The following is a 22,164-nucleotide window of genomic DNA, read 5'->3' as shown; positions in this document are numbered from 1 at the left end:
GCGTTCCTCTCCTACGTGATGACATTCTAGAGGACACGCGATGTCGAAACGCGTTCAGGCGAAGCACAAGCTCGATCGCCGCATGGGCCAGAACATCTGGGGCCGCCCGAAGAGCCCCGTGAACCGCCGCGAGTACGGCCCGGGCCAGCACGGCCAGCGCCGCAAGGGCAAGATGTCCGACTTCGGCACGCAGCTGCGCGCCAAGCAGAAGCTCAAGGGCTACTACGGCAACATCACCGAGAAGCAGTTCCGCCGTTACTACGCCGAGGCGATCCGCCTGCGCGGCGACTCGGGCGAGAACCTGGTCGGCCTGCTCGAGCGCCGTCTCGACGCGGTGGTGTACCGCTCCAAGTTCGTGGCGACCCCCTTCGCCGCCCGCCAGTTCGTGAACCACGGCCACATCCGGGTGAACGGCGTGCGCGTCAACATCCCGAGCTACCTCGTCAAGCCGGACGACGTGATCGAGATCAAGGAATCGTCCAAGCAGCTCGAGATCGTCGTGGTGGCAAGCCAGCTCGCGGAGCGCGACGTGCCCGACTACATCGAGGTCGACCACGGCAAGATGACCGCGCGCATGACCCGCGTGCCGACGCTCTCCGAGGTCCCGTACCCGGTGCAGATGGAGCCGAACCTGGTCATCGAGTTCTACTCGCGCTAACCCGCGCGACGCACGAACCACGCTCCTGGAAAAGCCGCCCGCGAGGGCGGCTTTTTCCGTTCGGGGCGGGACGGTGCGGGGAGCCGATCCCGCATGGGGGTGGAGGCGGAACGGGACCAATGCGGTGCTGCCGATCCGGCTGGAGCAGTTCCCGACGCCGCCGGGTGCCTGCCTGCTCGGACGATGGGCACGAGGGACGATCGGAGCCGGGCTGCAAGGCGCTCAAGCCCGAACCCGGCCGCGATCCACTCGAACCATGACCTAACAGATCCGTAGAGATGGGTTGATATACCTAAGTCATATCGATTTTTTCCCCTGCGTCATGTGATATTTACCAAAAAATTAGACAGCGGATATAATCAGAAAGAATCTTCTATCCTCGTGCGGCGCTTCGATGTCCGATATGAACTGTATCACATATCGTGACAGGCCCCGCCCGGCCGCCGAGGCATCATCGAACGACAAGTCGGCTTTTGATAAATCATATAATTTCATCACGACCATATCCAGCTCGGATCCGGAAGATCTCAGAGCCTGGATGTTGTTCGCGATGATCTTACACACCAGGCCTCTTCTGGTCGGGTCGCTGAGCACCCTGTTGTCGGTCGCCGTCATCATGGCAATGACGGGTCGGACCTGGCCGCTTGCCTGGCTGGCCGCCGATATCGTCCTGACCGCCTATCGTCTCAAATTGATTCGCACGCTCCACGTGGACGACCTGTTGCCCGCTCGACGTCGGCGCAGCCACGCCCTCATCATGCTGTGTGGGGGCGCCTGGGGCATGCTCTACGGAATGGGGGCGGGCGGCGCTGCCGCGACCGGGCTCCCGGCGTTGATGGTCCTCGGAGCTCTCAACGTCGCCGGAGCGGTCGGGACGATCTCGATGCGCAATGCCGGCGCTCCGCGTTTCGGCATCCTGGTCATGAGCGCCTGCGTGATCCCCTACGATGTCGGACTCGCATTGGCTCCGGCGCAGCACATGACCGGCATGGCGATGCTGGTGCCGCTCCTCACGGTCTCATTCTGGTTCGTCACCTATCAGAACACCAAGCTCCTGGTCCGGACCTTCGAGGCCGAGCGCGCCCTTGCCGAACTGGCCCGCATCGATCCCCTGACCGGGCTGGCGAACAGGAAGAGCCTGGATGAAGCCTTGGACGACTTCGCTCTGCGTCGGGCCGAGGGATCGCCCGCCGGTCTCACTGTCATCTGCCTCGACCTCGACGGGTTCAAAGCCGTGAACGACACCTTCGGACATTCTGCCGGCGACAAGCTCCTCAAGGTCGTCGCCGAGCGACTGCGCGCGGCGACCCGCGAGGGCGACAGCGTCTTCCGGCTGGGAGGAGACGAGTTCGTCTGCCTGTTGCCCGGAACGGATGCCGACGATGTCGAACGCCTGTCCCGGCGCCTGATCGACGCCATCTCGCGACACGTCGAGGTGCAGGCCGGCCAGTTCGTGCAGGTCGGCGTCAGCATCGGTGGCGCGATGGTGCAGTCGGATGACGACGCGGTCGACGCTGTGATCGAGCGCGCCGATGCGGCGCTCTACGATGCGAAACGCGCCGGAACGAACCAGTATCGGTTGTACCGATGAATGGCTCGCGTCACGATCGCCCCGGGAGACGGGGAGGGACCGGATGCCGGGCCGCCCGGCTTGTCGAGCGTCCCGGGGCCCGTTCGCCTAGCTGTTCAGCGCCGCCCGGATCCGCTCCGCATGCTGCGCCAGCACGGCCGGATCGGCCATGCCGTCGACGTGGCGGCGCGGCGCGACGCCCTCGTGCCGGGGCAGGACGTGGACGTGGAGGTGGAACACGGTCTGGCCGGCCGCCGCCTCGTTGTACTGGTAGACCGCGACGCCGTCGGCCGCGAAGGCGGTCTTGGCGGCCCGGGCCACGGTCTGCACCGCGGCGTAGAGGTGGCCGAGCGTGGCCGGGTCCGCGTCGAGCAGGTTGCGGCTCGGGGTCTTCGGCACCACCAGGGTGTGGCCGTCGGCCTGGGGCATCACGTCCATGAAGGCGATGACGTGGTCGTTCTCGTAGACCTTGTGGCAGGGGATCTCGCCCCGCAGGATCTTGCCGAAGATGTTCTGGGAATCGTAGGCGGTCGCGGTCATCGCAGGGTCCTGTCGGGGGCCGACCGGCTGCGTCGCCGATCGATCGTGCCGCCCTCCCGGTCGTCCCAGGACCTTGCACCGGCCCTGCGACGACGCGGAGAGGCGGCGTCGCCGGCAGCTTATCCGAACCGCGACCCGCCCGGAACCGGCCCTCAGCCGGCGGCCGCCGCCGAGCGCCGCTCGACCAGCCGGGCGAAGTAGGCCGCGCCGAGCGGGATGATCGCGTCGTCGAAGTCGAAGGCGGCGTTGTGCAGGTTGGCGCCGGCCTTGCCCCCGAGCCAGGCATAGGCGCCCGGCACCGCGTGCAACATGTCGGCGAAGTCCTCGCTGCCCATCTTGGGCTCGGGTGCCCGATCGACCTTGGCCGCGCCGAACAGCTCGGTGGCGATCTCGGCGGCGGCCTGGCTCTGCGCCTCGCTGTTGCGCAGGACCGAGAAGATGTCGCGGATGTCCACCGTGATCTCGGCCCCGAAGGTCGCGGCCACGCCGGCGGCGATCTCGCGCATGCGCTTGGAGACCAGGGCGCGGATGTCGTCGTCGAAGGTCCGGATCGTGCCGGCGAGGTGGGCCTCCTCCGGGATCACGTTGTAGGCCGCGCCGGCATGGACCTGGGTGATCGACAGCACCGCCGATTGCAGCGGGTCGGCGTTGCGGCTGACGATGGTCTGGAGCGCCTGGACCAGGGCGGCCTGGACCACCACCGGATCGATGCCGCGGTTCGGCTGCGCCCCGTGCGCGCCGCGGCCGATGATGCGGATGTCGAAGAAGTCGGCCGCCGCCATCGCCGGGCCCGGCCGCACCGACAGCTCGCCGGTCCGCCCGCTCGGGTTGTTGTGGAGGCCGTAGACCTCGTCGCAGGGGAACCGCGAGAAGAGCCCGTCGGCCAGCATGGCGCGGGCGCCGCCCAAACCCTCCTCGGCGGGCTGGAAGATGAACACCGCGGTGCCGTCGAAGTCGCGGGTCTCGGCCAGGTACTTGGCGGCCCCGAGCAGGATCGTGGTGTGGCCGTCATGGCCGCAGGCGTGCATCTTGCCCGGCACGGTCGAGCGGTAGGGAAGGTTGGTCGCCTCCTCGATCGGCAGGGCGTCCATGTCGGCGCGCAGCCCGATGCGGCGGTCGCTGGTGCCGCGGCCCTTCAGGATCCCGACGACGCCGGTGCGGCCCACCTCGCGATGCACCTCGATCCCCCAGGAGGCAAGCTTGTCGGCCACGATGCCGGAGGTGCGCACCTCCTCGAAGCCGAGCTCGGGATGGGCGTGCAGGTCGCGCCGGATCGCGGTGAGCGCGTCGAGGTCGGCGGAGATGCGGTCGATCGGGGACATGCGGCGGGACGCTCCGGGCTTCGGCCCCTGTCTCTCGGGCCGGACGGCGCGCATCCTCCGGTGCCGTCTCACCTGAGTCCAGAGGCGCGGATGCATGGCTTCCCGCGCCCCCGGCGAGTCTGCCGACGCCTCAATCGGCGATGGCGCCGTAGACCAGCTGCTTGATCGCGCGCCGGTAGGAGGCCCGGCTCGGGCCCGGCGCCTGGGTCATCATCACCACCGCCAGATCCTCCTTGGGATCGACCCAGAAGAACGTCCCGGCATAGCCGGCCCACAGGAACTCGCCCTTCGAGCCCGGCACCCCGGCGATGCCGGCCTCCTTGCGCACCATGAAGCCGAGGCCGAACGTGTAGCCGGGCACACCCATCAGGAGTTCGCCGGGGCCGACTACCGGCTTGATCCGGTCGCCGAGATGATCGGCGGTCATCAGTTCGACGCTGGTGCGGCTGAGCACCCGGGCGCCGTCGAGGCTGCCGCCGTCGAGGAGCGCCTGCGCGAAGCGCAGGTAGTCGGCGGCGGTGCCGTAAGCCCCGGCCCCACCCGAATCGTTCTTCGGCACCGCGCCGTCGATCAGCCGGTTCGGTGCGCCGGTGGCGGGATCGGTCGGCAGCGCCTGCGCGATCCGTCCGGCCTTGTCGGCCGGCACCGAGAACCCGGTCTCGTTCATCTTCAGCGGCCGCAGGACGCGCTCCGCCAGGTAGTCGCCGAGGCGCTGGCCCGACGCCTTCTCGATCACGCGGCCGAGCACGTCGACCGCGAGGCTGTACTGCCAGACCGTGCCGGGCTGGTAAGCCAGCGGCGCTCCCGCGATCCGGCTGGTGAACTCCGCCGGGGTCAGGTCGGTGGTGTTGTAGTCGAAATCCGGCTTGTACAGGCCGGCCTTGGCGTAGGCCGCCTTCACCGCCGGGTTGGTGGTGATCTCGCCATAGGCGAGGCCGGCGGTGTGACGCAGCAGATCCTGGACGGTCGGCGCGCGCTCTGGCGCCACGAGATCGGGCGCGGCCTCGCCGAGCGCGTTGGGGCGGCTTGCCGCCACCTTCAGGTCCTTGAACTCCGGCAGGTACTTCGACACCGGGTCAGTGAGCTGGAGCCGGCCATCCTCCATCAGCGCCATCGCGGCGACCGAGGTCAGCGGCTTCGTCATCGAGTAGATGCGGAAGATCGCGTCCTTGGCCAGCGGCGCGCCCGCGCCCTTGTCGCCAAAACCGACGCTTTCGGCGTAGGCGAGGCGGCCGCGCCGGGCGATCATCACCACGGCGCCGGGCAGGCGCCCGGCCGCCACCTCCTCCTCCAAGACCCGCTTGATGCGGCCGAGCCGCTCGGAGGACAGACCGACCTCCTCCGGCCGGGCCGGCGCCAGGGCCTCGCCGCTGCGCGGTTGCAGGGCCTGGTCGGCGAGGGCCGGCGCGGCGAGCGCCGTGACCGCGACCCCGAGACACCCCAGCAGGAACCGGCGGGACGCGCGCCCGCGCCCTCTCTCGCTCGTCCGCATGACGTTTCGCTCCCGAACCGAGGCCTCTTCCCGGGCCTCGTGGGGCGAGCGTAGCCGTCCGGACTGTGGGACGCTACCGCCCCGTCAGTCCTCGCCCTTGCGGAACGGTGTCGCCTCGTCGAGGGCCTCCGCCGCCGCCTCGACGTGGCGGGCCTCGCGGGCGAGGTAGTCGGCGATCGCCGCCCGCAGGGACGGATCGGCGATGTCGTGGGCCGAGTGGGTGATGACCGGGCGGTAGCCGCGGGCGAGCTTGTGCTCCCCTTGCGCCCCGGCCTCGACCCGGGCGAGGCCGCGGCCGATCGCGAAGTCGATCGCCTGGTAGTAGCAGACCTCGAAATGCAGGAACGGGTGGTCCTCGATGCAGCCCCAGTTGCGGCCGTAGAGGGCGCGGTCGCCGATCAGGTTGATGGCGCCGGCGACGTATCGGCCCTCGCGGCGGGCCATCACCAGCAGGATACGCTCGGGCATCCGCTCGCCGATGAGCGAGAAGAAGCGCCGGTTGAGGTAGGGCCGGCCCCACTTGCGCGAGCCGGTATCCATGTAGAAGCGGTAGAACGCGTCCCAGTGGGCGTCCGTCAGGTCCGAGCCGGTGACCCACTCGATCGTGAGCCCGGATGCCAGCGCGTCGCGGCGCTCGCGTTTGATCGCCTTGCGCTTGCGCGAGGCGAGCGCGGCGAGGAATTCGTCGAAGGTCGCGTAGCCGGCATTGTCCCAGTGGAACTGCTGGTCGACCCGCCGCAGGAAGCCGAGCCCGCCGACGCGCTCGGCCTCGGTTTCGGGCAGGAAGGTCGCGTGGATCGAGGACGCCTCGACTTGCTTGCGGAGCGCCCGCAAGCCCGCGACGAGGGCCGCGGTGGCCTCCTCCGGATCCTCGCCCGGCGCGACCAGGAAGCGCGGGCCCGTCACCGGGGTGAACGGCACGCTGACCTGGAGCTTCGGGTAGTAGCGGCCGCCGGCGCGCTCGAACGCGTCGGCCCAGCCGTGGTCGAACACGTACTCGCCCTGCGAGTGGGATTTCAGGTAGCACGGCGCGTAGCCGATGACCTGCCCGTCGCGCTCGGCGGCGACGTGGAGCGGCAGCCAGCCGGTCCGGCCGCCGACGCAGCCCGAATCCTCGAGCGACGACAGGAAGGCGTGGCTGACGAAGGGGTTGTGGCTCTCGGCCGCCCCCGCCAGCGATTCGGACGAGAGCGCGCAGCGGTCCCAGTCGGCCGCCGCGATCTCGGAGATGCGCTGGACGACGCGGACCTGCAAGGTGCCCGCCGCCGGGGTGGCGCCGCACCCTGCTTCGCCGGTAGTCTCCATGGGTCTCGGAGTTAGGTCGCGGGTGGGGCGACGGCAATGCGGCGCGGCCTCGCAGGCGTTCGTGGGCGGGCGGGAACCGTCCTAGCGTCTTGCCGCTTTGTTTCTCGCCATGATCACCGACGATACCCCTGCGCGCCCGCGCGTCCCCAAGGCGATGCCGACAGCGTCGCAAGGATCCCAGACACCGTTGGCGCAGGCCTGGGACGAGCGGATCGCTCATCTGCTCGACCTGCTGCCGCGGCCAGTCGGCAAGGCCATTGCCTGGCTGCGGGCACCGTCGCGGCGCTGGGTCCGGATCCCGGCGGCGCTCCTGCTGATCCTCGGCGGCTTCCTGGCGGTGCTGCCGATCTTCGGCCTGTGGATGCTGCCCCTCGGCCTCGCTCTCCTCAGCGAGGACCTGCCCGGCATGAAGCCGGGGCTCGAGCGGTCGGCGCGGTGGCTGGAGGAGCGGTGGAAACGGGTCGTCGCGTGGTGGCGGAAGCGCTGAGGCGCCGCCGATCCCAATCCGAAGGGAGGCAGGCCCTGCCACCGCACAGGGTCATCCGGGGCCGCGCAGCGGAGCCCGGAACGACCAGAAGGGGATGATCATCGCCTGCGTCGGAGCGATCGTATCCCGCCCTCAATTCAACGACGTCATCGCCCCCGGCCGCGTCGCGTTCGGCCAGGAGACCGCCGGCAGGTCGCTGTTCGGCACTTCCACCGTCACCGCGTCGCCCGGCAGCAGCGCCGTGCTCTCCTCGGCGATGACCTCCTGGGCCGTCGCCCCGCTCTGGCGGGCGATGCGGTAGATCGGCTTGGCGCGCCGGGCCTGGCTGCGGTCGGAGAGGAAGCGCGGGGCGGAGACCTCGGCCTCGATGATCAGCCGCTCGGCCACCTCCATCCGGGGCTTCAGCTGCTCCAGCATCCGCTGCGTGTCGCGCATCTCCCCCGTCACCTCGGTGGCGCGCCGGCTGCGCATGTCGAGGATCGACAGGTCGGCCCGGGAGATCGACTCGCGGGCGCGCAGCAGGTCGGTGGTGGTGCGCAGCTTCTCGCTCTCCATCTGGGCCATCGAGCGGCCGGCCGCGATGGTGCGCTGCTGCGTGGCGAGGCCGCGCTCGGCGAGCTGCTCGTTGCTGCGGATCTCGGTGGCGATCAGCTTGATCTGGGTGTCGATGGTGGCGAGCTGGCCGTTCAGCGCGTCGATCTGCTGGCGCAGGAAGCGCTTCAGGTCCTCGATGGCGTCGACCTGGGTCGCCAGCGCCTTGCGGCGGGCCTCGAAGATCGAGGTCTCGCGTTCCAGGAGGGCCTGGAGTCCTGGATCCGGGCGCCCGGCCAGCTCCTTGGGGAACTCGATCTTCGGCTTGTCGTCGCGCTCGGCGGCGAGGCGCACGAGGCGGATCGTCAGCTGGTCGCGATCCTTGTGCAAGCCGGCGAGGTCGCCCCGCGCGGTGATCGCGTCGCGCTCGAGGCGCAGGAGACCGCTGTCGGCGACCCGCGGCGGCCCGCCCGCCAGCGCCACCGCCTTGGCCACGGTCAGCCCCGGCCTGAAGAAGTATTCCCCGGGCTTGTCGACCGCACCGGTGATGTAGAACGGTCGGTACTGGGCGATCTCGACCGCGGTATCGGGGGCGTCCGCCAGCTCCATGCGATCGCGCAGGCGCTTCGCCACCAGCCGGCCGACCTCGCGGGTCGGCAATCCGGCCACCGGAATGTCGCCGACGATCGGCAGCGACAGCGTGCCGTCGGCCCCGATGGTGAACTCGTCGTTGAGCGCCGTCCAGGCGAAGATCTCGTCGCGGCTCGCCCGCCACTCGAACACCCGCAGCCGGATCCGGTCGAGCGGCCCGAGGGCGTAGCCCGCGAGAGCGGCCGGGGGTGAAACGGCCGCCGGGACGGCGACCGGCGGGGTGGGGGGCGGCGCCCCGGCCGCGCCCGTGATCCCGGCCGGCAGGCACAGGGCGCCGACGACGAGACCGCGGCGGACAGCGACGGGAACACGGGAGCTTGGACGCATGCGGGTCTGGCCTTCTCGTCCCGGCCGGCGCGGGAGCCGGGTGTCGCCGAGGGGGATGTCGCGGTGGAGCGGGGCCGAGCCTCGGCTCTCCGGTCCCACCGCGCAGCCTCCCAATAAGCGGTAGGAAGGGCTCCGCCCCCCGTGCCCTGTCCCCCCGATCCGCCCGCACATTCGTCGTGCCGACCGTCATTGTCGCGCTGCGAACGACGTAGCTCCAATATAAGCGACGTATATTGCGCTAATATTGTGGTGAAATTGACCGATCCACCGCGTCTCTGCCTATCGTCTGCCGCTCTTTAACGGTGGAGACGGCGAATGGCTCGTGGAGTGCGGCCGCAATCCCGCGTGGGCGGGAGCGATGACCTGGCGGGCGGGGGGCTTGCAAACGGGAGCCTCGTGAGCGGGAGCCTTGCCGGCGAGGGCCTCGCGGCCGGACCGTATCCGGGCGGCGTCGCGCTCCTGCTCGCGCCGGGGCTCGTGCCGCTGACCGCGGCGGAGGCCCCGGTCCCCGCCCCGGGCCGGCCGGCCATCGCGGCCCGGCGCGGGGCGGGTCCGGTGCTCAAGCGCAGCGTCGACCTCGTCGGCGCCGCCCTCGGCCTGATCGTGCTGCTGCCGCTGCTTCTCGCCATCGCGGTCCTGATCAAGTGGGATTCGCCCGGGCCGGTGCTGTTCCGGCAAAGTCGCATCGGGCTCGGCAACCGGCCGTTCCGGGTCTGGAAGTTCCGCACCATGACCTGCTGCGAGAACGGCGCGGTGATCCGGCAGGCCCAGCCCGGCGATCCGCGGGTGACCCGCATCGGCCGCTTCCTGCGCCGCACCAGCCTCGACGAGCTGCCCCAGCTCGTGAACGTGCTCCTCGGCTCGATGTCGCTGGTCGGGCCGCGGCCGCACGCGGTGGCGCACGATGCGCAGTTCGCCGGCCTCGTCGTCCGCTACGCCGAGCGGCACGCGATGCGCCCGGGGATCACCGGCTGGGCCCAGGTGCGCGGCTGCCGCGGCGAGACGCCGAACGCCGCCGCGATGCAGCGCCGGGTCGATCTCGACCTCGCCTATATCGAGCATTGGTCGGTGCTGCTCGACCTCCTCATCCTGGCGCTGACCCTGCGCGAGGTGTTCCGCTCGCAGGCCGCCTACTGACCCGCCACCCGGCCGCGCGCCGCGCGGCCGGGCGCCGACCATCCTCGCCCGAGGAAGCCCTCTCCATGCTCGTCGTCGATCTCCTGCTCTGCGCCCTGGCGCTCGCCGGCGCGGTGCCGGTCGTCGTCCTCGCGGCGCAGATCCTGGCCTCGCTGCCGCCCTTGCGCCAGACGCCGGTCGCGCCCCGCCGCCCCTCCCTCGCGGTGCTGGTCCCGGCCCATGACGAGGCCGGGCTGATCGCCGGCACGGTGGCGGCCCTGCACGCCGGTCTCCGGCCCGGCGACCGCCTGTTGGTGGTGGCCGACAATTGCGCCGATGCCACCGCCGCCACCGCCCGCGCCGCCGGCGCCGAGGTGGTGGAGCGCCACGATTCCGCCCGCCGCGGCAAGGGCTACGCCCTCGATCACGGCTACCGCCACCTCGCCGGCACCGGCCTGCCCGAGACCCTGGTGGTGGTCGATGCGGATTGCGCCCTGGCCCCGGCCTGCCTCGACCGCATCGCACGTCTGAGCGCCGCCCACGACGCCCCGGTCCAGGCGGCCTACCGCCTCGATCCGCCGCCGCGCGCCTCCGCGTCCTTGCGCCTCGCCACCGTGGCGACGGTCGTCAAGCAGATCGGGCGGCCCCTCGGCGGTCACCGCCTCGGCTGGCCCTGCGGCATCTCGGGCACCGGCTTCGCGGTGCCCTCGCGGCTCCTCGGGCTCCCGAACGGGCCGTCGCTGGCGAACGGGCACCTGGCGGAGGATCTCAAGCTCGGTCTCGACCTGGCGCTCGCCGGCCATCCACCCCGCTTCTGCCCGCAGGCCGAGGTGAGAAGCGTGCTGCCGGCGGGCGCCGCGGCGCGCCGGACGCAGCAGACCCGCTGGGAGCACGGTCACCTCTCGCTGATCCTGCCCTATGCCGGCGCGCTCGCCCGTGGGGCCCTGCGCCGGGGGGATGCCCGGCTCGCCGCGATGGCCCTCGACCTCTGCGTCCTGCCCCTCGTCACCCTGGCGCTGGCCGAGGCCGGGCTGGTCGCCCTCGGCGCCGCCTGGCGGGGGCTTGGCGGCGGGGCGGCTCCGCTGCTCGTCTCCGGCACGAGCCTCGCGCTGCTGATCCTGGTCCTCGGGATGGCGGCCCGGCGCTGGGGCGCCGGCCTCCTCGGCTGGCGCGACGTCGCGGCCGTGCCGGGCCTCGTCGCCGGCAAGGCCGCCATCCTCCTGCGCTTCGTCGGCCGGCGGCAGACCGAGTGGGTGCGGACCGAACGGGCCGGGGAGGGGCCGCCGAGGTAGGGGCGAAGGCCCCGCCGGGCCGGCGTCCGGCCCCAGGGCGGCTCCGCCGAACGTCGCGCGGGTCGGGATGTCCGGGCGAGGGGTGATCCTGCCCTCTCGCTTCGTCGATGTCGCCGGGATGCCGAACCGACCGATTCGGAAGGAGAGGGGCCGGCATCAGGTGCGCCCGGTTCGCCGCCCCGTGTCCTGAGTTGTCCTGCGGCCTGCGGGACATCCGCTCTCGCCCAGGCGCCCCAGCCGTCCGCCGACCCTGCGGGCAGCTCGTCGGGGGCGACCGCCGAGACCCGCACGACCGTCATCGTCGAGGCCGGCGACGGCCTCGCGCTCGGGCTTGTGCCCGGCGCCTCGAGGACCGCGCCCGCCGCCCCGCGGCAAGGCAGCCACTCTCGCCCCCGTGTCCACCGGGCGGCCGGCGAGCGTCGATCGGGACGGCGACGCGGCGGCAGCGGCACCCGTGATCCGTGAAAGCCGACGGCGCAGGATGCCGCGGGACGAACACCGCCTCCTCCTCCGGTGCCGGCGAGGACGGGTCCCGGGGCCTTGTCCTGGCGAGCCCCGTGGACGACGCCGTGAGAGGCCGATGCGGGTCCCGGGACCTACCCCGCCCCCAGCGCGCCCCGTCCGAGCTTGGCTCCCAGGCCCGCCTCCTGCCGGAACTGCAGCTGCAATCCCCCGACCTTCAGCGCCCCGGAGCGGGCGAGCCGCGTCAGCGGGCCCAGCATCGAGAGCAGGAAGCCGGCATCCGAGGCGTAGCGGCCGGCGAGGCGCCGCGGGTTGCTCGCGAGCCGCCAGGCCCATTCGAGGCCGGTACGGCGCAGGACGGCCGGCGAGCGGGTCTGCTTGCCGAGCAGGAACTCGAAGGCGGCGCCGCAAGCCAGGATCGACGGCGCGACGAGGCCGGCGCGGCGCAGGCGCAGGGCCAGCATCTCGCTCTGCGGCGCGCCGACGGCGATGAACACCACGTCCGGCGCGAGATCCCGCACCCGGGCGATCACGGCCTCCACCGCGCCCGGATCGCGGATGAAGCCGAAGGGCGGGCGCAGGACGTCGAGCCGCCGGCTCGCCATCACCGAGGCCGCTTCCTCGGCCGTCACGTTGCCGATCACCAGGACCGAGCGGTCGCGCAACGAGCGCCGCGCCGCGAGGTGCCGCACCAGGTCGCTGCCGGTCGCGACGGTCATGCGCCGGCGCAGGAAGACCGTGTTGATGAGGTTGCTGTCGAGGGTGACGATCGAGGCCTGGCGGTAGCTCTCGCGGAAGTCCGGGTCCCGGGCCAGCAGCCGCATGTGCATCATGTTGAGGGTGAAGACCGTGGCCCGGCCCCTCGCCAGGGCCGTCGCCAGGGCGTCGAAGCTCAGCCCACGGACCACACAGGTCGGGGCGGTATCCGCTAAGGTCGGCATGAGGGTGCTCCTTCGCGGACGAGTGTCCGGATCCCCCCCCTCTTCTGCCCAGAGCCGAAAACGGCGGGGCGATCCGACCCGCCGAATTGGTCGCACATCCCCTCTATACCTCCGAAGCGGTAGCGAGACCGGACCGTTATGGCATCAAGACGGGTGATTAGGGTGTAACGCGCACCATCGCATTGGCACGATTACTTGGCCGGGTCGGCCGCCTAGCGTTCCCGCACAGTCTCGGAAACGGGGGGCGGAATGCCGGTCGTGAATGCGAGGATCGATGCGAGCGCCGAACTGGCCGATCCCGCCCTCGTCAACGTCTATGGCTGCACGATCGGGGCCGGCACGCGGGTCGGGCCCTTCGTCGAGATCCAGCGCGGCGCGGTCGTCGGGGCGCGCTGCCGGATCGGCGCCAACGCCTTCCTGTGCGAGGGCGTGACCCTCGAGGACGACGTCGCGATCGGACCCGGCGTGATGTTCACCAACGATCGCCATCCCCGGGCCGTCACCGCGGCCGGCGCCCTGATGGGCCCGGAGGACTGGACCCTGGAGACGACCCGGATCGGGGCCGGCGCGGTCATCGGCGCCAACGCGACGATCCTGTGCGGCCTCTCCATCGGCCCCGGAGCCCGGATCGCTCCCGGATCGGTCGTCACCCGCGACGTGCCGGCGGGCGCGCATCGGGCGGGCGTGCCCGCCGCCCCGTCCCACCCCGCTCCCCACCCCTCGTCCCTGCTCACTCCCGTGGAGGCACCATGATCCGGATCGGCGTCATCGGTTACGGCTATTTCGGGCCGAACATCGCCCGCTGCGTCGCGGAGGCGAACGGCACCGTCCTGACGGCGATCGCCGATCCCTCGCCGGCGGCGCAAGCCCGCGCCGCCACCCGCCATCCCGGGGTGCGGATCGACGACGACTGGCACCGGATGCTGGCCGACCCGGAGATCGACGCGGTCGCCATCGCGACGCCGACCCGGCTGCACTACGAGATCGCGCTCGCCGCCCTCATGGCCGGCAAGCACGTGCTGGTCGAGAAGCCGATCACGCCGACCTCCCGCGAGGCGGCTCGGCTCGTCGCGGAAGCGGCCAAGCGCCGGCTGACCCTGATGGTCGACCACACCTTCGTGTATACCGGCGCGGTCCAGAAGATCCGCGACCTGATCGATACCGGCGTCACCGGCGACCTGTTCTATTACGACTCGACGCGGATCAACTTCGGCCTGTTCCAGGACGACGTGAACGTGATCTGGGACCTGGCGGTGCACGACCTCGCCATCCTGGACTTCCTGCTGCCGGCCGAGACCCTGGCGATCTCGGCGACCGGCGCCGGCCACATCAAGGGCAGCCCGGAGAACCTCGCTCACATCACCCTCTACCTCGAGGGCGGGATCACCGCGCATCTCAACGTGAACTGGCTCGCCCCGGTGAAGATCCGCCGCACGCTGATCGGCGGCAGCCGCCGGATGATCGTCTTCGACGACATGGAGCCGAGCGAGAAGGTCAAGGTCTACGACCGCGGCGTCGAGTTCCACGAGCGGCCCTCGCAAGAAGAGATCCGCCGGATCCTGCCGGCCTACCGGATGGGCGACGTGTGGACCCCGCACATCCCGGTGAAGGAGGCGCTGATCACCGAGATCGAGCACTTCGCCCATTGCGTGACCCACAACCAGGTCCCGCTGACCTCGGGCGAGAGCGGCCTGCGCGTGGTGCGCCTGCTCGAAGCCGCCTCCCAGTCCCTGGCCCAGCGCGGCCACCCGATCGACCTGTCTCCCCTGAGGGCCGCCTGATGATCCCGCTTCTCGACCTCGAGGCCCAGTACCGGGCCGTGCAGGAGCCCCTGGAGGAGGCGGTGCTGGCGGTCCTCCGCAGCGGCGCCTACGTGCTCGGGCCGCCCGTCGCCGCCTTCGAGCGCGACTTCGCCGCCCATTGCGGGACCGCGGAGGCCGTCTCGGTGTCGACCGGCACCGCCGCCCTCCATCTCGGGCTGATCGCCGCCGGGGTGCGTCCCGGCGACGAGGTGATCACCGTCGGCATGACCTTCGTCGCCACCGTCGCGGCGATCCTCTATGCCGGCGCCAAGCCCGTCCTCGTCGACGTCGATCCCCAGACCTACACCATGGACCCGGCGGCGTTCGCGGCGGCGATCACGCCCCGCACCCGCGCGGTGGTGCCGGTCCACCTGCACGGGCGCCTCGCCGACATGGCGGCGATCGGCTCGATCGCCGAGCGTCACGGCATCACGGTGGTGGAGGATGCCGCCCAGGCCCACGGCGCCGAGCGGGGCGGCCGGAAGGCCGGCGCCTTCGGCACGGTCGGCTGCTTCAGCTTCTACCCGGGCAAGAACCTCGGCGCCTGCGGCGAGGGCGGGGCGATCACGACCTCCGACCCCGACATCGCCCGGACCCTGCGCTCGTTGCGCGACTGGGGCCAGGAGGGGCGCTACAACCACGTCCGCCCCGGCTTCAACTACCGCCTCGACACGGTGCAGGCGGCGGCGCTCGCCGTGAAGCTGCGCTACCTCGACGGCTGGACCGACGGACGGCGGCGGGCGGCCGCGCGCTACGACGCGCTCCTCGCGCAGGCCGGCCTCAAGGCGCCGAAGGCCGGCGGGCGCGACCACGTCTACCACGTCTACGCCGTACGGGTGCCGGACCGCGACGCGGTGCGGGCCCGGATGCAGGAGGCGGGCGTCGCCACCGGCATCCATTATCCCAGAGCCGTGCACCACCAGCCGGCCTACGCTGACCGCGTCCGCCTCGGCACGCCCTGCCCGGTCTCGGAGGCGCTCGCCGGCGAGTGGCTGTCGCTGCCGCTCTTCCCCGAGATCACCGAGCGGCAGATCGCCACCGTCGTCGCGGCCCTCACCGACAGCCTCGGAGGCAATTATGCTGAAGCCGTGTGAGCCGTCCCTCGTGACATCCTGCCGCGAGCTGGGCCGCGTCCTCGTCACCGGCGGGGCCGGCTTCGTCGGCTCCCACATCGTCGACCAGCTGGTCGCCCGGGGCTGCCGCGAGATCGTGGTGGTCGACAACCTGGTCCGCGGCCGGACCGAGAACCTGTCCGGGGCGCTCGCCGCGGGCGCGGTCGAGCTGGTCATCGGCGACATCCGCGACCGCGACCTGATGGCCGGGCTGGTGGCCGGCTGCGACACGGTCTTCCACCAGGCGGCTTTGCGCATCACCCACTGCGCCGCCGAGCCGCGCGAGGCGATCGAGGTGATGGTCGACGCCACCGCCACCCTCGCCGAGCTCTGCGTCGCGGAAGGGGTGGGCAAGCTGGTCTACGCCTCCTCGGCCTCGGTCTACGGCATGGCCACGACCTTCCCGACCCCGGAGGCCGAGTCGCATTCCGGCAACCGCACGCTCTACGGCGCGGCCAAGAGCTTCGGCGAAGGCCTGCTGCGCTCCTGGAACGACATGGCCGGGCTCGACTACGTGGCTTTGCGCTACTTCAACGTCTACGGCCCGCGCATGGACCTGCACGGGCGCTACACCGAGGTCCTGATCCGCTGGATGGAGCGGATCGCGCGGGGCGAGGCGCCGCTGATCTTCGGCGACGGCCTGCAGACCATGGACTTCGTCGACGTGCGCGACGTCGCCCGGGCCAACATCCTGGCGGCGCTCTCGCCGGCGAGCGACGTGGCGCTCAATGTCGGACGGGGCGAGGAGACCTCGCTCCTCGGGCTGGCGCAACGCCTCGCCGCGATCATGGACCGGCCGGACCTGGTGCCGGTCCACGAGGCCGAGCGCAGCGTCAACCCGGTGCCGCGGCGGCTCGCCGATGTCAGCCTCGCCCGCGACCTCACCGGCTTCGAGGCGCAGATCGGCCTCGACGAGGGCCTCGACGCCCTGGTCGCCTGGTGGCGGGCGACCAGCAAGCCCGTCGCGGAAGCCCCTGCCAAATCTCCCGCCCCCGTGATGGAGCTCGCCTCGTGATCCCGATCATCAAGCCGAGCCTCGGCGAGGCCGAGGTCGAGGCGGCGAGCGCCGTCATCCGATCCGGCTGGCTCACGCAGGGGCCGCAGGTCGCCGCCTTCGAATCCGAGTTCGCGCACGCCGTCGGCGCGCCGCATGCCTGCGCGGTCTCGAACTGCACCACCGCCCTGCATCTCGCCCTGCTCGCCGCCGGGGTCGGGCCCGGCGACGAGGTGATCACCGTCAGCCATACCTTCATCGCCTGCGCCAACGCCATCCGGCAATGCGGGGCCGAGCCGGTGCTGGTCGACATCGATCCCGACACCCTCACCATTGACCCGGACCTGGCCGAGGCCGCGATCACGCCCCGCACCCGGGCGATCCTGGCGGTCCACCAGATCGGCATGCCCTGCGACATGGCCCGGCTGATCGGGATCGCCCGCCGCCACGGCGTCGCCCTCGTGGAGGACGCCGCCTGCGCCATCGGCTCGGAGATCCGGATCGACGGGGCCTGGCAGCGGATCGGCCGGCCGCTCGGCGACGTCGCCTGCTTCTCAATGCATCCGCGCAAGATCCTCACCACCGGGGAGGGCGGCATGCTGGTGACGCGCCACGCGGCGTTCGACCGGCAATTCCGGCTCTGGCGCCAGCACGGGATGGGCCTCTCCGATGTCGCACGCCATGCCAGCCGCGCGGTGGTGTTCGAGGACTATCCCACGACTGGATACAACTACAGGTTAACGGATCTCCAGGCGGCGATCGGCCGGGTGCAGCTCGCGCGCCTTGATGCGATCGTCGCCGAGCGCCGACGCCTCGCCGGGCTCTACGCCGAATGCCTGGCGGAGATTCCGGGCGTCGAGGTCCCGCGGGAGCCGGACTGGGCCCGGTCGAACTGGCAGAGCTACTGCATCCGCCTCGGCCCGGCAGCCGACCAGGTCGCGGTGATGCAAGGCCTGCTCGACCGCGGCATCGCCAGCCGCCGCGGCGTGATGTGCATCCATCTCGAGCCGGCCTATGCCGACCTGCCGTTGCGCGCGGCCCTGCCGCACTCGGAGGCGGCGCGCGACCGCTGCATCCTGCTGCCGCTCTATGCCGGCATGGGCGAGGACACGGTGCGGTCCGTGGCCGTCGCCCTGGCGGATGCCCTGACGGGCCGGCCCGCCCTGCCGCTCAGCGCCTGACATCCCGGAACTGCTGTCGCGACCGATCATGGGCGGGCCTGCGGCCCGCCTATGATCTTTTCTCGTCTGAGCCATTTCTGCGCATCGGTCACCGTAAAAAATTATCAAACGATATGGTTGACGTATCCTACTTCAGATGATTGTTGATCCGCGCAGTTGCAGGCATTCGGTCTGCATCCATGTCAGGTCTGATACATAGGTTTATGTATGGAAATCGCCACGATGTGGAACGAGGACGATGGGCAGACGTCGAAGACCGCTCTGATTCCCGCCACGACCGGCGTGACCTGCGTGATCCCGCAGGCGTGGCCGAGGGCCGCGCGCACGCCGGGGGGGCAGCCCGCCCCGGCCGTTGCGGCGCCGCCTTCATTCGCGGTGTCCCGCTTGACGCGCAGGTCATTTCCGGAGGTCGTGTACACACGATCGTGATTTTCTTTATTGTCGTAGTTTATCGATGTTGAGATCGCCCATGGTCAAGCCGATATCCCGTTTGTCCCTGTGTCTCGTGCGATCCACCCGCTCAGATGCCGGAGATTTTTCGTGATTTTCTGGCAATGCACGCTGTGCGTGTATCTTTGAGTTTGCTCATTACGTCATCCATCAATCAATTCCGGCACGATCATCAATGAAATGAGCGGTAAACCACCACATAGAGGATTGTATCTGCTTTATGACCGTGTTAGGACTGAATTCAGGAGGAGCGGACGGACCCGGAGAGCCGGATCGACTGGATCATACCGTCGAGGGCTCGATGGTGCCGGCATCCTCCGACGATCCGGTTCTGGAACAAGAAGTGGCATTGCGCGGCCCGGCCGCGGCGTGACCACCCGTCCGTGACGCCCTTCCAACAATAATGATCGATCGTACAGTGGTGGAGGTGAAGCATGTCGACGCCTGCTCTCGTGGATTACGGCCTCGCTTCCCGCGGCCGCAGACTGGTCGAGGCGAATGACACCCCGGCGGACACGTTCGAGCCCGGCCCCGAGGCCGGCCTGAAGCCGGCCATCGCGATCATCGAGCCGCGGCAACTGGTGCGCGAATGCCTGCGCAACTGCCTGGCGGAGGCGATCCCGGACCACGACGTCGTGACCTTCGCGTCGATCGACGAGTGGGAGCGCGGCAAGGTCGGTCATCACGACGGCGACCTGGTGGTGCTCTACTACGATCCCCGCGAGGCCGGCCGCGGCGGCGGCCAGCGCGAGGCCGTCCTGCGCTCGCGGATCGGGCCGAATACCAGCCTCGTCCTGCTCTGCGACAGCGAGGATCCGGGCGAGATCGTCGAGCGCCTCAACGAGGGCGCCCGCGGCTACATCCCCACCAATGTCAGCCTGAAGGTGGCGATCGAGGCGATGCGCCTGGTGCGGGCCGGCGGCGTGTTCGTGCCCGCGAGCTGCCTGCTGCAACGCCGGAGCGCCGCCGAGGAGGCCGGCGCGGCCGACCCGCGCAGCCAGTTCACCCCGCGCCAGACCGCGGTGCTGGAGCAGTTGCAGAAGGGCAAGGCGAACAAGATCATCGCGTTCGAGCTCAACATGAAGGAGAGCACCGTCAAGGTGCACGTGCGCAACATCATGCGCAAAGTCGGGGCGACCAACCGCACCGAGGTGGCGATCCGGGCCTTCGAAACCCGCTCCGACATGAAGATGTGACGAAAGGGGCGCGGGGGAGGTCTCCCGCGCCGGATCCGCCGCGGACTCGTCCGAGCGCTCGCTCCGCGTCCGATCGGCTCGCCCTGCCCCCTGCCTGATGCCGTCCGTGACCTTCGGAACGACCTGCCTGTCCGGCGTTCGGGCGCCGGCGACGCGGCCCCGAAATGACCGGGAGGGTGTTCGCCCGACAGGCAGATCCCGGACGCGCGTCCGGGATCGCCGCCTCATTCCCCCTGCAACGGCGGCGGCGGCGCGGCCACGCGGGGGCCGGGACCGCCGGGATTTGCGGCGGCGTTGTTGGTCACCATCGTCAGCACCGTCAGGATCCGGTCCTTGTCCGATTGCAGGTGGTTGATCTGCGCCTCGGTGCAGCCCTCCTCGAGATAGGCGATCACCAGGGTGCGATGGGCGGTGTCGGTGATGTAGCCGCCGAATTCCTGGAACGCCCGGGCGAGCGCCCGTCCCTCGGGCGTCGAGAGGCCGAGGCGGTCGAGGTCGACCTGGGGCGGGATCGCGAACAGGGCGCCCATCGGAATCACGCCGGTATGCGCGTTGCGGCCGTCATTGTCGGTGGTCGAGGCCGGCCAGACGATGGCAGTCGGGCTCGCCTGGCTGGTGCTCGCCGCCATCGCGATGGCGTGGCGGATCGCGCCGCTCTCGAGCTCGGCCCGGCGCACCAGGCCGCCGATGAGCGAGCCGCCGAAGGCGCGCACGCCCTCCGAGATGCCGGTCCGGGCGGCGATGCCGCTGCCGCGCAGGTCGGTGCGGATGACGTAATGCGCCGCGTAGGCCTGGCGGGCCGGGTCGGCGGCGCCGCGCCACATCTCGTAGGCGTAGCGCCCGTCCTCGTCGACGATGACCGCGTGCCCGTCGCCCCCGCCCAGGAAGGCGATGCCGGGCGGGGTGCGCATCGCGAAGCGGCCGCCGCCGGGCGCGCCGCCGTGGGGCCACGGCACGGTCGGCGGGCGCCCGCGATAGGTCCAGGAGCGCACCGGATCGTCCGGGCGCTGGCGGTAGAGGCCGAAGGCGTGGCCGCCGATCCACGCGAAGGCGCCGGCCGGACCGCCGGCATTCTGGTTGCGCAGGAGCGCCGTCTCGGCGGCGGTCGCGGGCTGGAACTCCGCCCCGCGCCCGAGCGGCGTGTTCCAGATGCTCGTCGAGGCGAAGGGCTGCGCGGCCGGATCCCGGAACGGGCCGGCGGGCCCGGCCGGGGCGGCGCCCTGCTGGGCCGCGGCGGCGCCGTGCAGGGCGAGGACGAGCGCGAGGGCGGCGGAGCGAGGCATCGGCGAACAGATCTCCCGGCGGGACCGTCGGCAGGGTAGCGGGACGGGAGCGGGAGCGGAGCGCCGCCTTCAGGGCGCCCGCCGCGATGCGCCCCACCCTCGGAAGGCGGGAGGGCCCTGCACCTTTCGGCGAGCCCCGCCGCCTTTCTCGGGGCCGCGCCCGGGGCCGCCGCCGCCGGATGGTCCCGCTCCGGCCCGACCGGATGCAACCTACACTCGCGGCCGGGCGACGGCGGCGGCGAGCCGGGATGCGACGCGACCAGACGGGAGCCGGTTCGATGCAGTGGATCCTCGCGATTCCGTTCCTGCGGGACGAGGGCGGCGGCTGGATCACGGGCCATGTCGAGGGCTCCGCCCGCTTCACGGCGGCGCCGGCGCCCTACGACCATGACCGCTCGCGGGCCGTGACCGGCGCGTCGGAATGGGCCGATTACCTGCGCCATGCCTGGCAGGCCTGGCGCCTGGTGCGGGCGGCGCCCCGGGGAGAGGCCGGGATCATGACCGGCTTCCCGCAGCTCGCCGTGACCGCCGCGCTCCTCAAGCTCGTGCTGCGGCGGCCCGACGTGCCGCTCGTCGCCTGGTGCTTCAACCTCGGGCGGACGCCGGGGGGGTGGAAGGGGCGCCTCGCCCGCCGGGTGCTGGGCCAGGTCGACGTGTTCGTGGTGCATTCGCGGCGCGAGGTGGCGCTTTACGCCGCCTGGCTCGGCCTGCCGGCCGGCCGCTTCGTCTTCGTGCCCCTGTCGATCCACGACGAGCCGCGGGAGGCGCACGAGGACGAGGCAGCGCCCTTCGTGCTCGCCATGGGCTCGGCCAACCGCGACTACCGCACCCTGGCGGCGGCGGCGGGGCTGCTCGGGGTGCCGACCGTGATCGTCGCCGGCCCCCATGCCGTCGCGGGACTGACGCTGCCGGCCAACGTCACGGTGATGAGCGGCCTCGGCATCGATGCGTGCCACGAGCTCTGCGCCCGGGCCCGGGTCAACGTCGTGCCGCTGCGCAACACCGCCTTCACCTCGGGCCAGGTCACGGTGCTGGAGGCGATGATGCTCGGAAAGCCCGTCGTGGCGACGAGAGCCGCCGGGACCGAGGATTACGTGGTCGAGGGGCGCAACGGCCTCCTGGTCCCGCCGGAGAACCCGGTCGCCCTCGCCGCCGGCATCGCGGCCCTGTGGGACGATGCCGCGCTCCGGGCACGCCTTGGTGCCGGCGCCCGCCGGACCGTGGCCGAGGGCACCACCTTCCGGGCGGTCGCCCCCGCGATGGCGGCGGTGCTGGAGCAGGCGCGGATGGCGGCCCGGGACGCGGGCATGGCGGCGGCCAGGGGGAGGACCGGGAGGGCCACCGAGGACGGTACCGGTGCCAACCAAAGGCGGAGGCCGGCCCGCTGATCGGTCAGGTAGCCGCCTCGGGGCCCCGCCCGGCATCGTGGCCACCGACGGCGCCGGCCCCGCA

At 71.4% G+C, this 22,164-nt stretch carries 19 protein-coding genes; 12 read left to right on the top strand and 7 right to left on the bottom strand.

Annotation, left to right across the window (positions count from 1 at the left end):
* Window positions 1-40: 40 nt before the first annotated feature.
* The gene (rpsD, locus tag FF100_RS23490; protein ID WP_048433566.1) at window positions 41-658 is read left to right on the top strand and encodes a 30S ribosomal protein S4; all 618 of its coding nucleotides are present in this window, start codon (window positions 41-43) and stop codon (window positions 656-658) included.
* A 394-nt stretch (window positions 659-1,052) separates the two neighbouring features.
* Window positions 1,053-2,249 (top strand): GGDEF domain-containing protein, encoded by a 1,197-nt coding sequence (locus FF100_RS23485; RefSeq protein WP_139038190.1) that lies wholly within the window; start codon window positions 1,053-1,055, stop codon window positions 2,247-2,249.
* Window positions 2,250-2,336: 87 nt separating this feature from the next.
* Here FF100_RS23485 and FF100_RS23480 read toward each other — a convergent pair whose 3' ends face one another.
* The 4 genes from FF100_RS23480 to FF100_RS23465 all read right to left on the bottom strand — a co-directional run bounded on the left by FF100_RS23480 (window position 2,337) and on the right by FF100_RS23465 (window position 6,887).
* Entirely contained in the window at window positions 2,337-2,768 is a 432-nt protein-coding gene (locus tag FF100_RS23480; RefSeq protein ID WP_139038189.1) for an HIT family protein, read from the bottom strand.
* 152 nt (window positions 2,769-2,920) lie between these two features.
* On the bottom strand, window positions 2,921-4,090 hold the full coding sequence (locus tag FF100_RS23475) for a M20 aminoacylase family protein (protein ID WP_139038188.1): 1,170 nt from the start codon (window positions 4,088-4,090) through the stop codon (window positions 2,921-2,923).
* 130 nt (window positions 4,091-4,220) lie between these two features.
* On the bottom strand, window positions 4,221-5,582 hold the full coding sequence (locus tag FF100_RS23470; RefSeq protein WP_139038187.1) for a serine hydrolase domain-containing protein: 1,362 nt from the start codon (window positions 5,580-5,582) through the stop codon (window positions 4,221-4,223).
* 84 nt (window positions 5,583-5,666) lie between these two features.
* Window positions 5,667-6,887, bottom strand: coding sequence for a GNAT family N-acetyltransferase (locus tag FF100_RS23465; RefSeq protein ID WP_139038186.1), 1,221 nt, complete (start codon window positions 6,885-6,887; stop codon window positions 5,667-5,669).
* A 187-nt stretch (window positions 6,888-7,074) separates the two neighbouring features.
* Here FF100_RS23465 and FF100_RS23460 point away from each other — a divergent pair, with 187 nt between their 5' ends.
* Window positions 7,075-7,374, top strand: a complete 300-nt coding sequence (locus FF100_RS23460; protein WP_246102280.1) for a hypothetical protein — start codon at window positions 7,075-7,077, stop codon at window positions 7,372-7,374.
* Window positions 7,375-7,506: 132 nt separating this feature from the next.
* On the opposite strand, the gene FF100_RS23455 is transcribed toward FF100_RS23460, so the two are convergent.
* A complete protein-coding gene (locus FF100_RS23455; protein WP_139038185.1) occupies window positions 7,507-8,883 on the bottom strand; it encodes a polysaccharide biosynthesis/export family protein in 1,377 nt (458 codons plus the stop codon).
* Window positions 8,884-9,279: 396 nt separating this feature from the next.
* Here FF100_RS23455 and FF100_RS23450 point away from each other — a divergent pair, with 396 nt between their 5' ends.
* Both FF100_RS23450 and FF100_RS23445 read left to right on the top strand, forming a co-directional pair.
* Window positions 9,280-10,020, top strand: coding sequence for an exopolysaccharide biosynthesis polyprenyl glycosylphosphotransferase (locus tag FF100_RS23450; protein ID WP_246102278.1), 741 nt, complete (start codon window positions 9,280-9,282; stop codon window positions 10,018-10,020).
* Window positions 10,021-10,085: 65 nt separating this feature from the next.
* Complete coding sequence (locus FF100_RS23445) at window positions 10,086-11,291, top strand: glycosyltransferase family 2 protein (RefSeq protein ID WP_139038183.1); 1,206 nt, start codon at window positions 10,086-10,088, stop codon at window positions 11,289-11,291.
* A gap of 596 nt (window positions 11,292-11,887) precedes the next feature.
* Here FF100_RS23445 and FF100_RS23440 read toward each other — a convergent pair.
* Window positions 11,888-12,694, bottom strand: coding sequence for a WecB/TagA/CpsF family glycosyltransferase (locus FF100_RS23440; protein ID WP_139038182.1), 807 nt, complete (start codon window positions 12,692-12,694; stop codon window positions 11,888-11,890).
* 249 nt (window positions 12,695-12,943) lie between these two features.
* Here FF100_RS23440 and FF100_RS23435 point away from each other — a divergent pair, with 249 nt between their 5' ends.
* The 6 genes from FF100_RS23435 (at window position 12,944) to FF100_RS23410 (ending at window position 19,429) form a co-directional block, all read left to right on the top strand.
* Complete coding sequence (locus FF100_RS23435; RefSeq protein ID WP_139038181.1) at window positions 12,944-13,447, top strand: acyltransferase; 504 nt, start codon at window positions 12,944-12,946, stop codon at window positions 13,445-13,447.
* Window positions 13,444-14,475 (top strand): Gfo/Idh/MocA family protein, encoded by a 1,032-nt coding sequence (locus tag FF100_RS23430; protein WP_139038180.1) that lies wholly within the window; start codon window positions 13,444-13,446, stop codon window positions 14,473-14,475. Before FF100_RS23435 ends, FF100_RS23430 begins: the two co-directional genes overlap by 4 nt.
* The gene (locus tag FF100_RS23425) at window positions 14,475-15,590 is read left to right on the top strand and encodes a DegT/DnrJ/EryC1/StrS family aminotransferase (RefSeq protein ID WP_139038179.1); all 1,116 of its coding nucleotides are present in this window, start codon (window positions 14,475-14,477) and stop codon (window positions 15,588-15,590) included. Before FF100_RS23430 ends, FF100_RS23425 begins: the two co-directional genes overlap by 1 nt.
* Window positions 15,574-16,623 carry an NAD-dependent epimerase/dehydratase family protein gene (locus tag FF100_RS23420; RefSeq protein WP_139038178.1) on the top strand — a complete coding sequence of 350 codons (1,050 nt, stop codon included), beginning with the start codon at window positions 15,574-15,576 and terminating at the stop codon, window positions 16,621-16,623. The genes FF100_RS23425 and FF100_RS23420 overlap by 17 nt, the downstream gene beginning before the upstream one ends.
* Window positions 16,620-17,783 carry a DegT/DnrJ/EryC1/StrS family aminotransferase gene (locus tag FF100_RS23415; protein WP_139038177.1) on the top strand — a complete coding sequence of 388 codons (1,164 nt, stop codon included), beginning with the start codon at window positions 16,620-16,622 and terminating at the stop codon, window positions 17,781-17,783. The genes FF100_RS23420 and FF100_RS23415 overlap by 4 nt, the downstream gene beginning before the upstream one ends.
* An 884-nt stretch (window positions 17,784-18,667) precedes the next feature.
* On the top strand, window positions 18,668-19,429 hold the full coding sequence (locus tag FF100_RS23410) for a LuxR C-terminal-related transcriptional regulator (protein WP_139038176.1): 762 nt from the start codon (window positions 18,668-18,670) through the stop codon (window positions 19,427-19,429).
* A gap of 224 nt (window positions 19,430-19,653) precedes the next feature.
* Here the strand turns inward: FF100_RS23410 and FF100_RS23405 are convergent, their stop codons facing one another.
* Window positions 19,654-20,712: a hypothetical protein gene (locus FF100_RS23405; RefSeq protein ID WP_139038175.1), complete on the bottom strand. Its 1,059-nt coding sequence runs from the start codon at window positions 20,710-20,712 to the stop codon at window positions 19,654-19,656.
* A gap of 278 nt (window positions 20,713-20,990) precedes the next feature.
* On the opposite strand from FF100_RS23405, the gene FF100_RS23400 reads away from it, so the two are divergent.
* On the top strand, window positions 20,991-22,100 hold the full coding sequence (locus tag FF100_RS23400; protein WP_139038174.1) for a glycosyltransferase family 4 protein: 1,110 nt from the start codon (window positions 20,991-20,993) through the stop codon (window positions 22,098-22,100).
* The last annotated feature ends 64 nt before the right edge of the window (window positions 22,101-22,164 follow it).

Origin of the sequence: Methylobacterium terricola (genome assembly GCF_006151805.1) — a bacterium.
Taxonomy (GTDB): Bacteria; Pseudomonadota; Alphaproteobacteria; order Rhizobiales; family Beijerinckiaceae; genus Methylobacterium; species Methylobacterium terricola.
The sequence above is the reverse complement of the archived record's forward strand: the minus strand, read 5'-3'. Positions and strand labels throughout refer to the sequence as shown.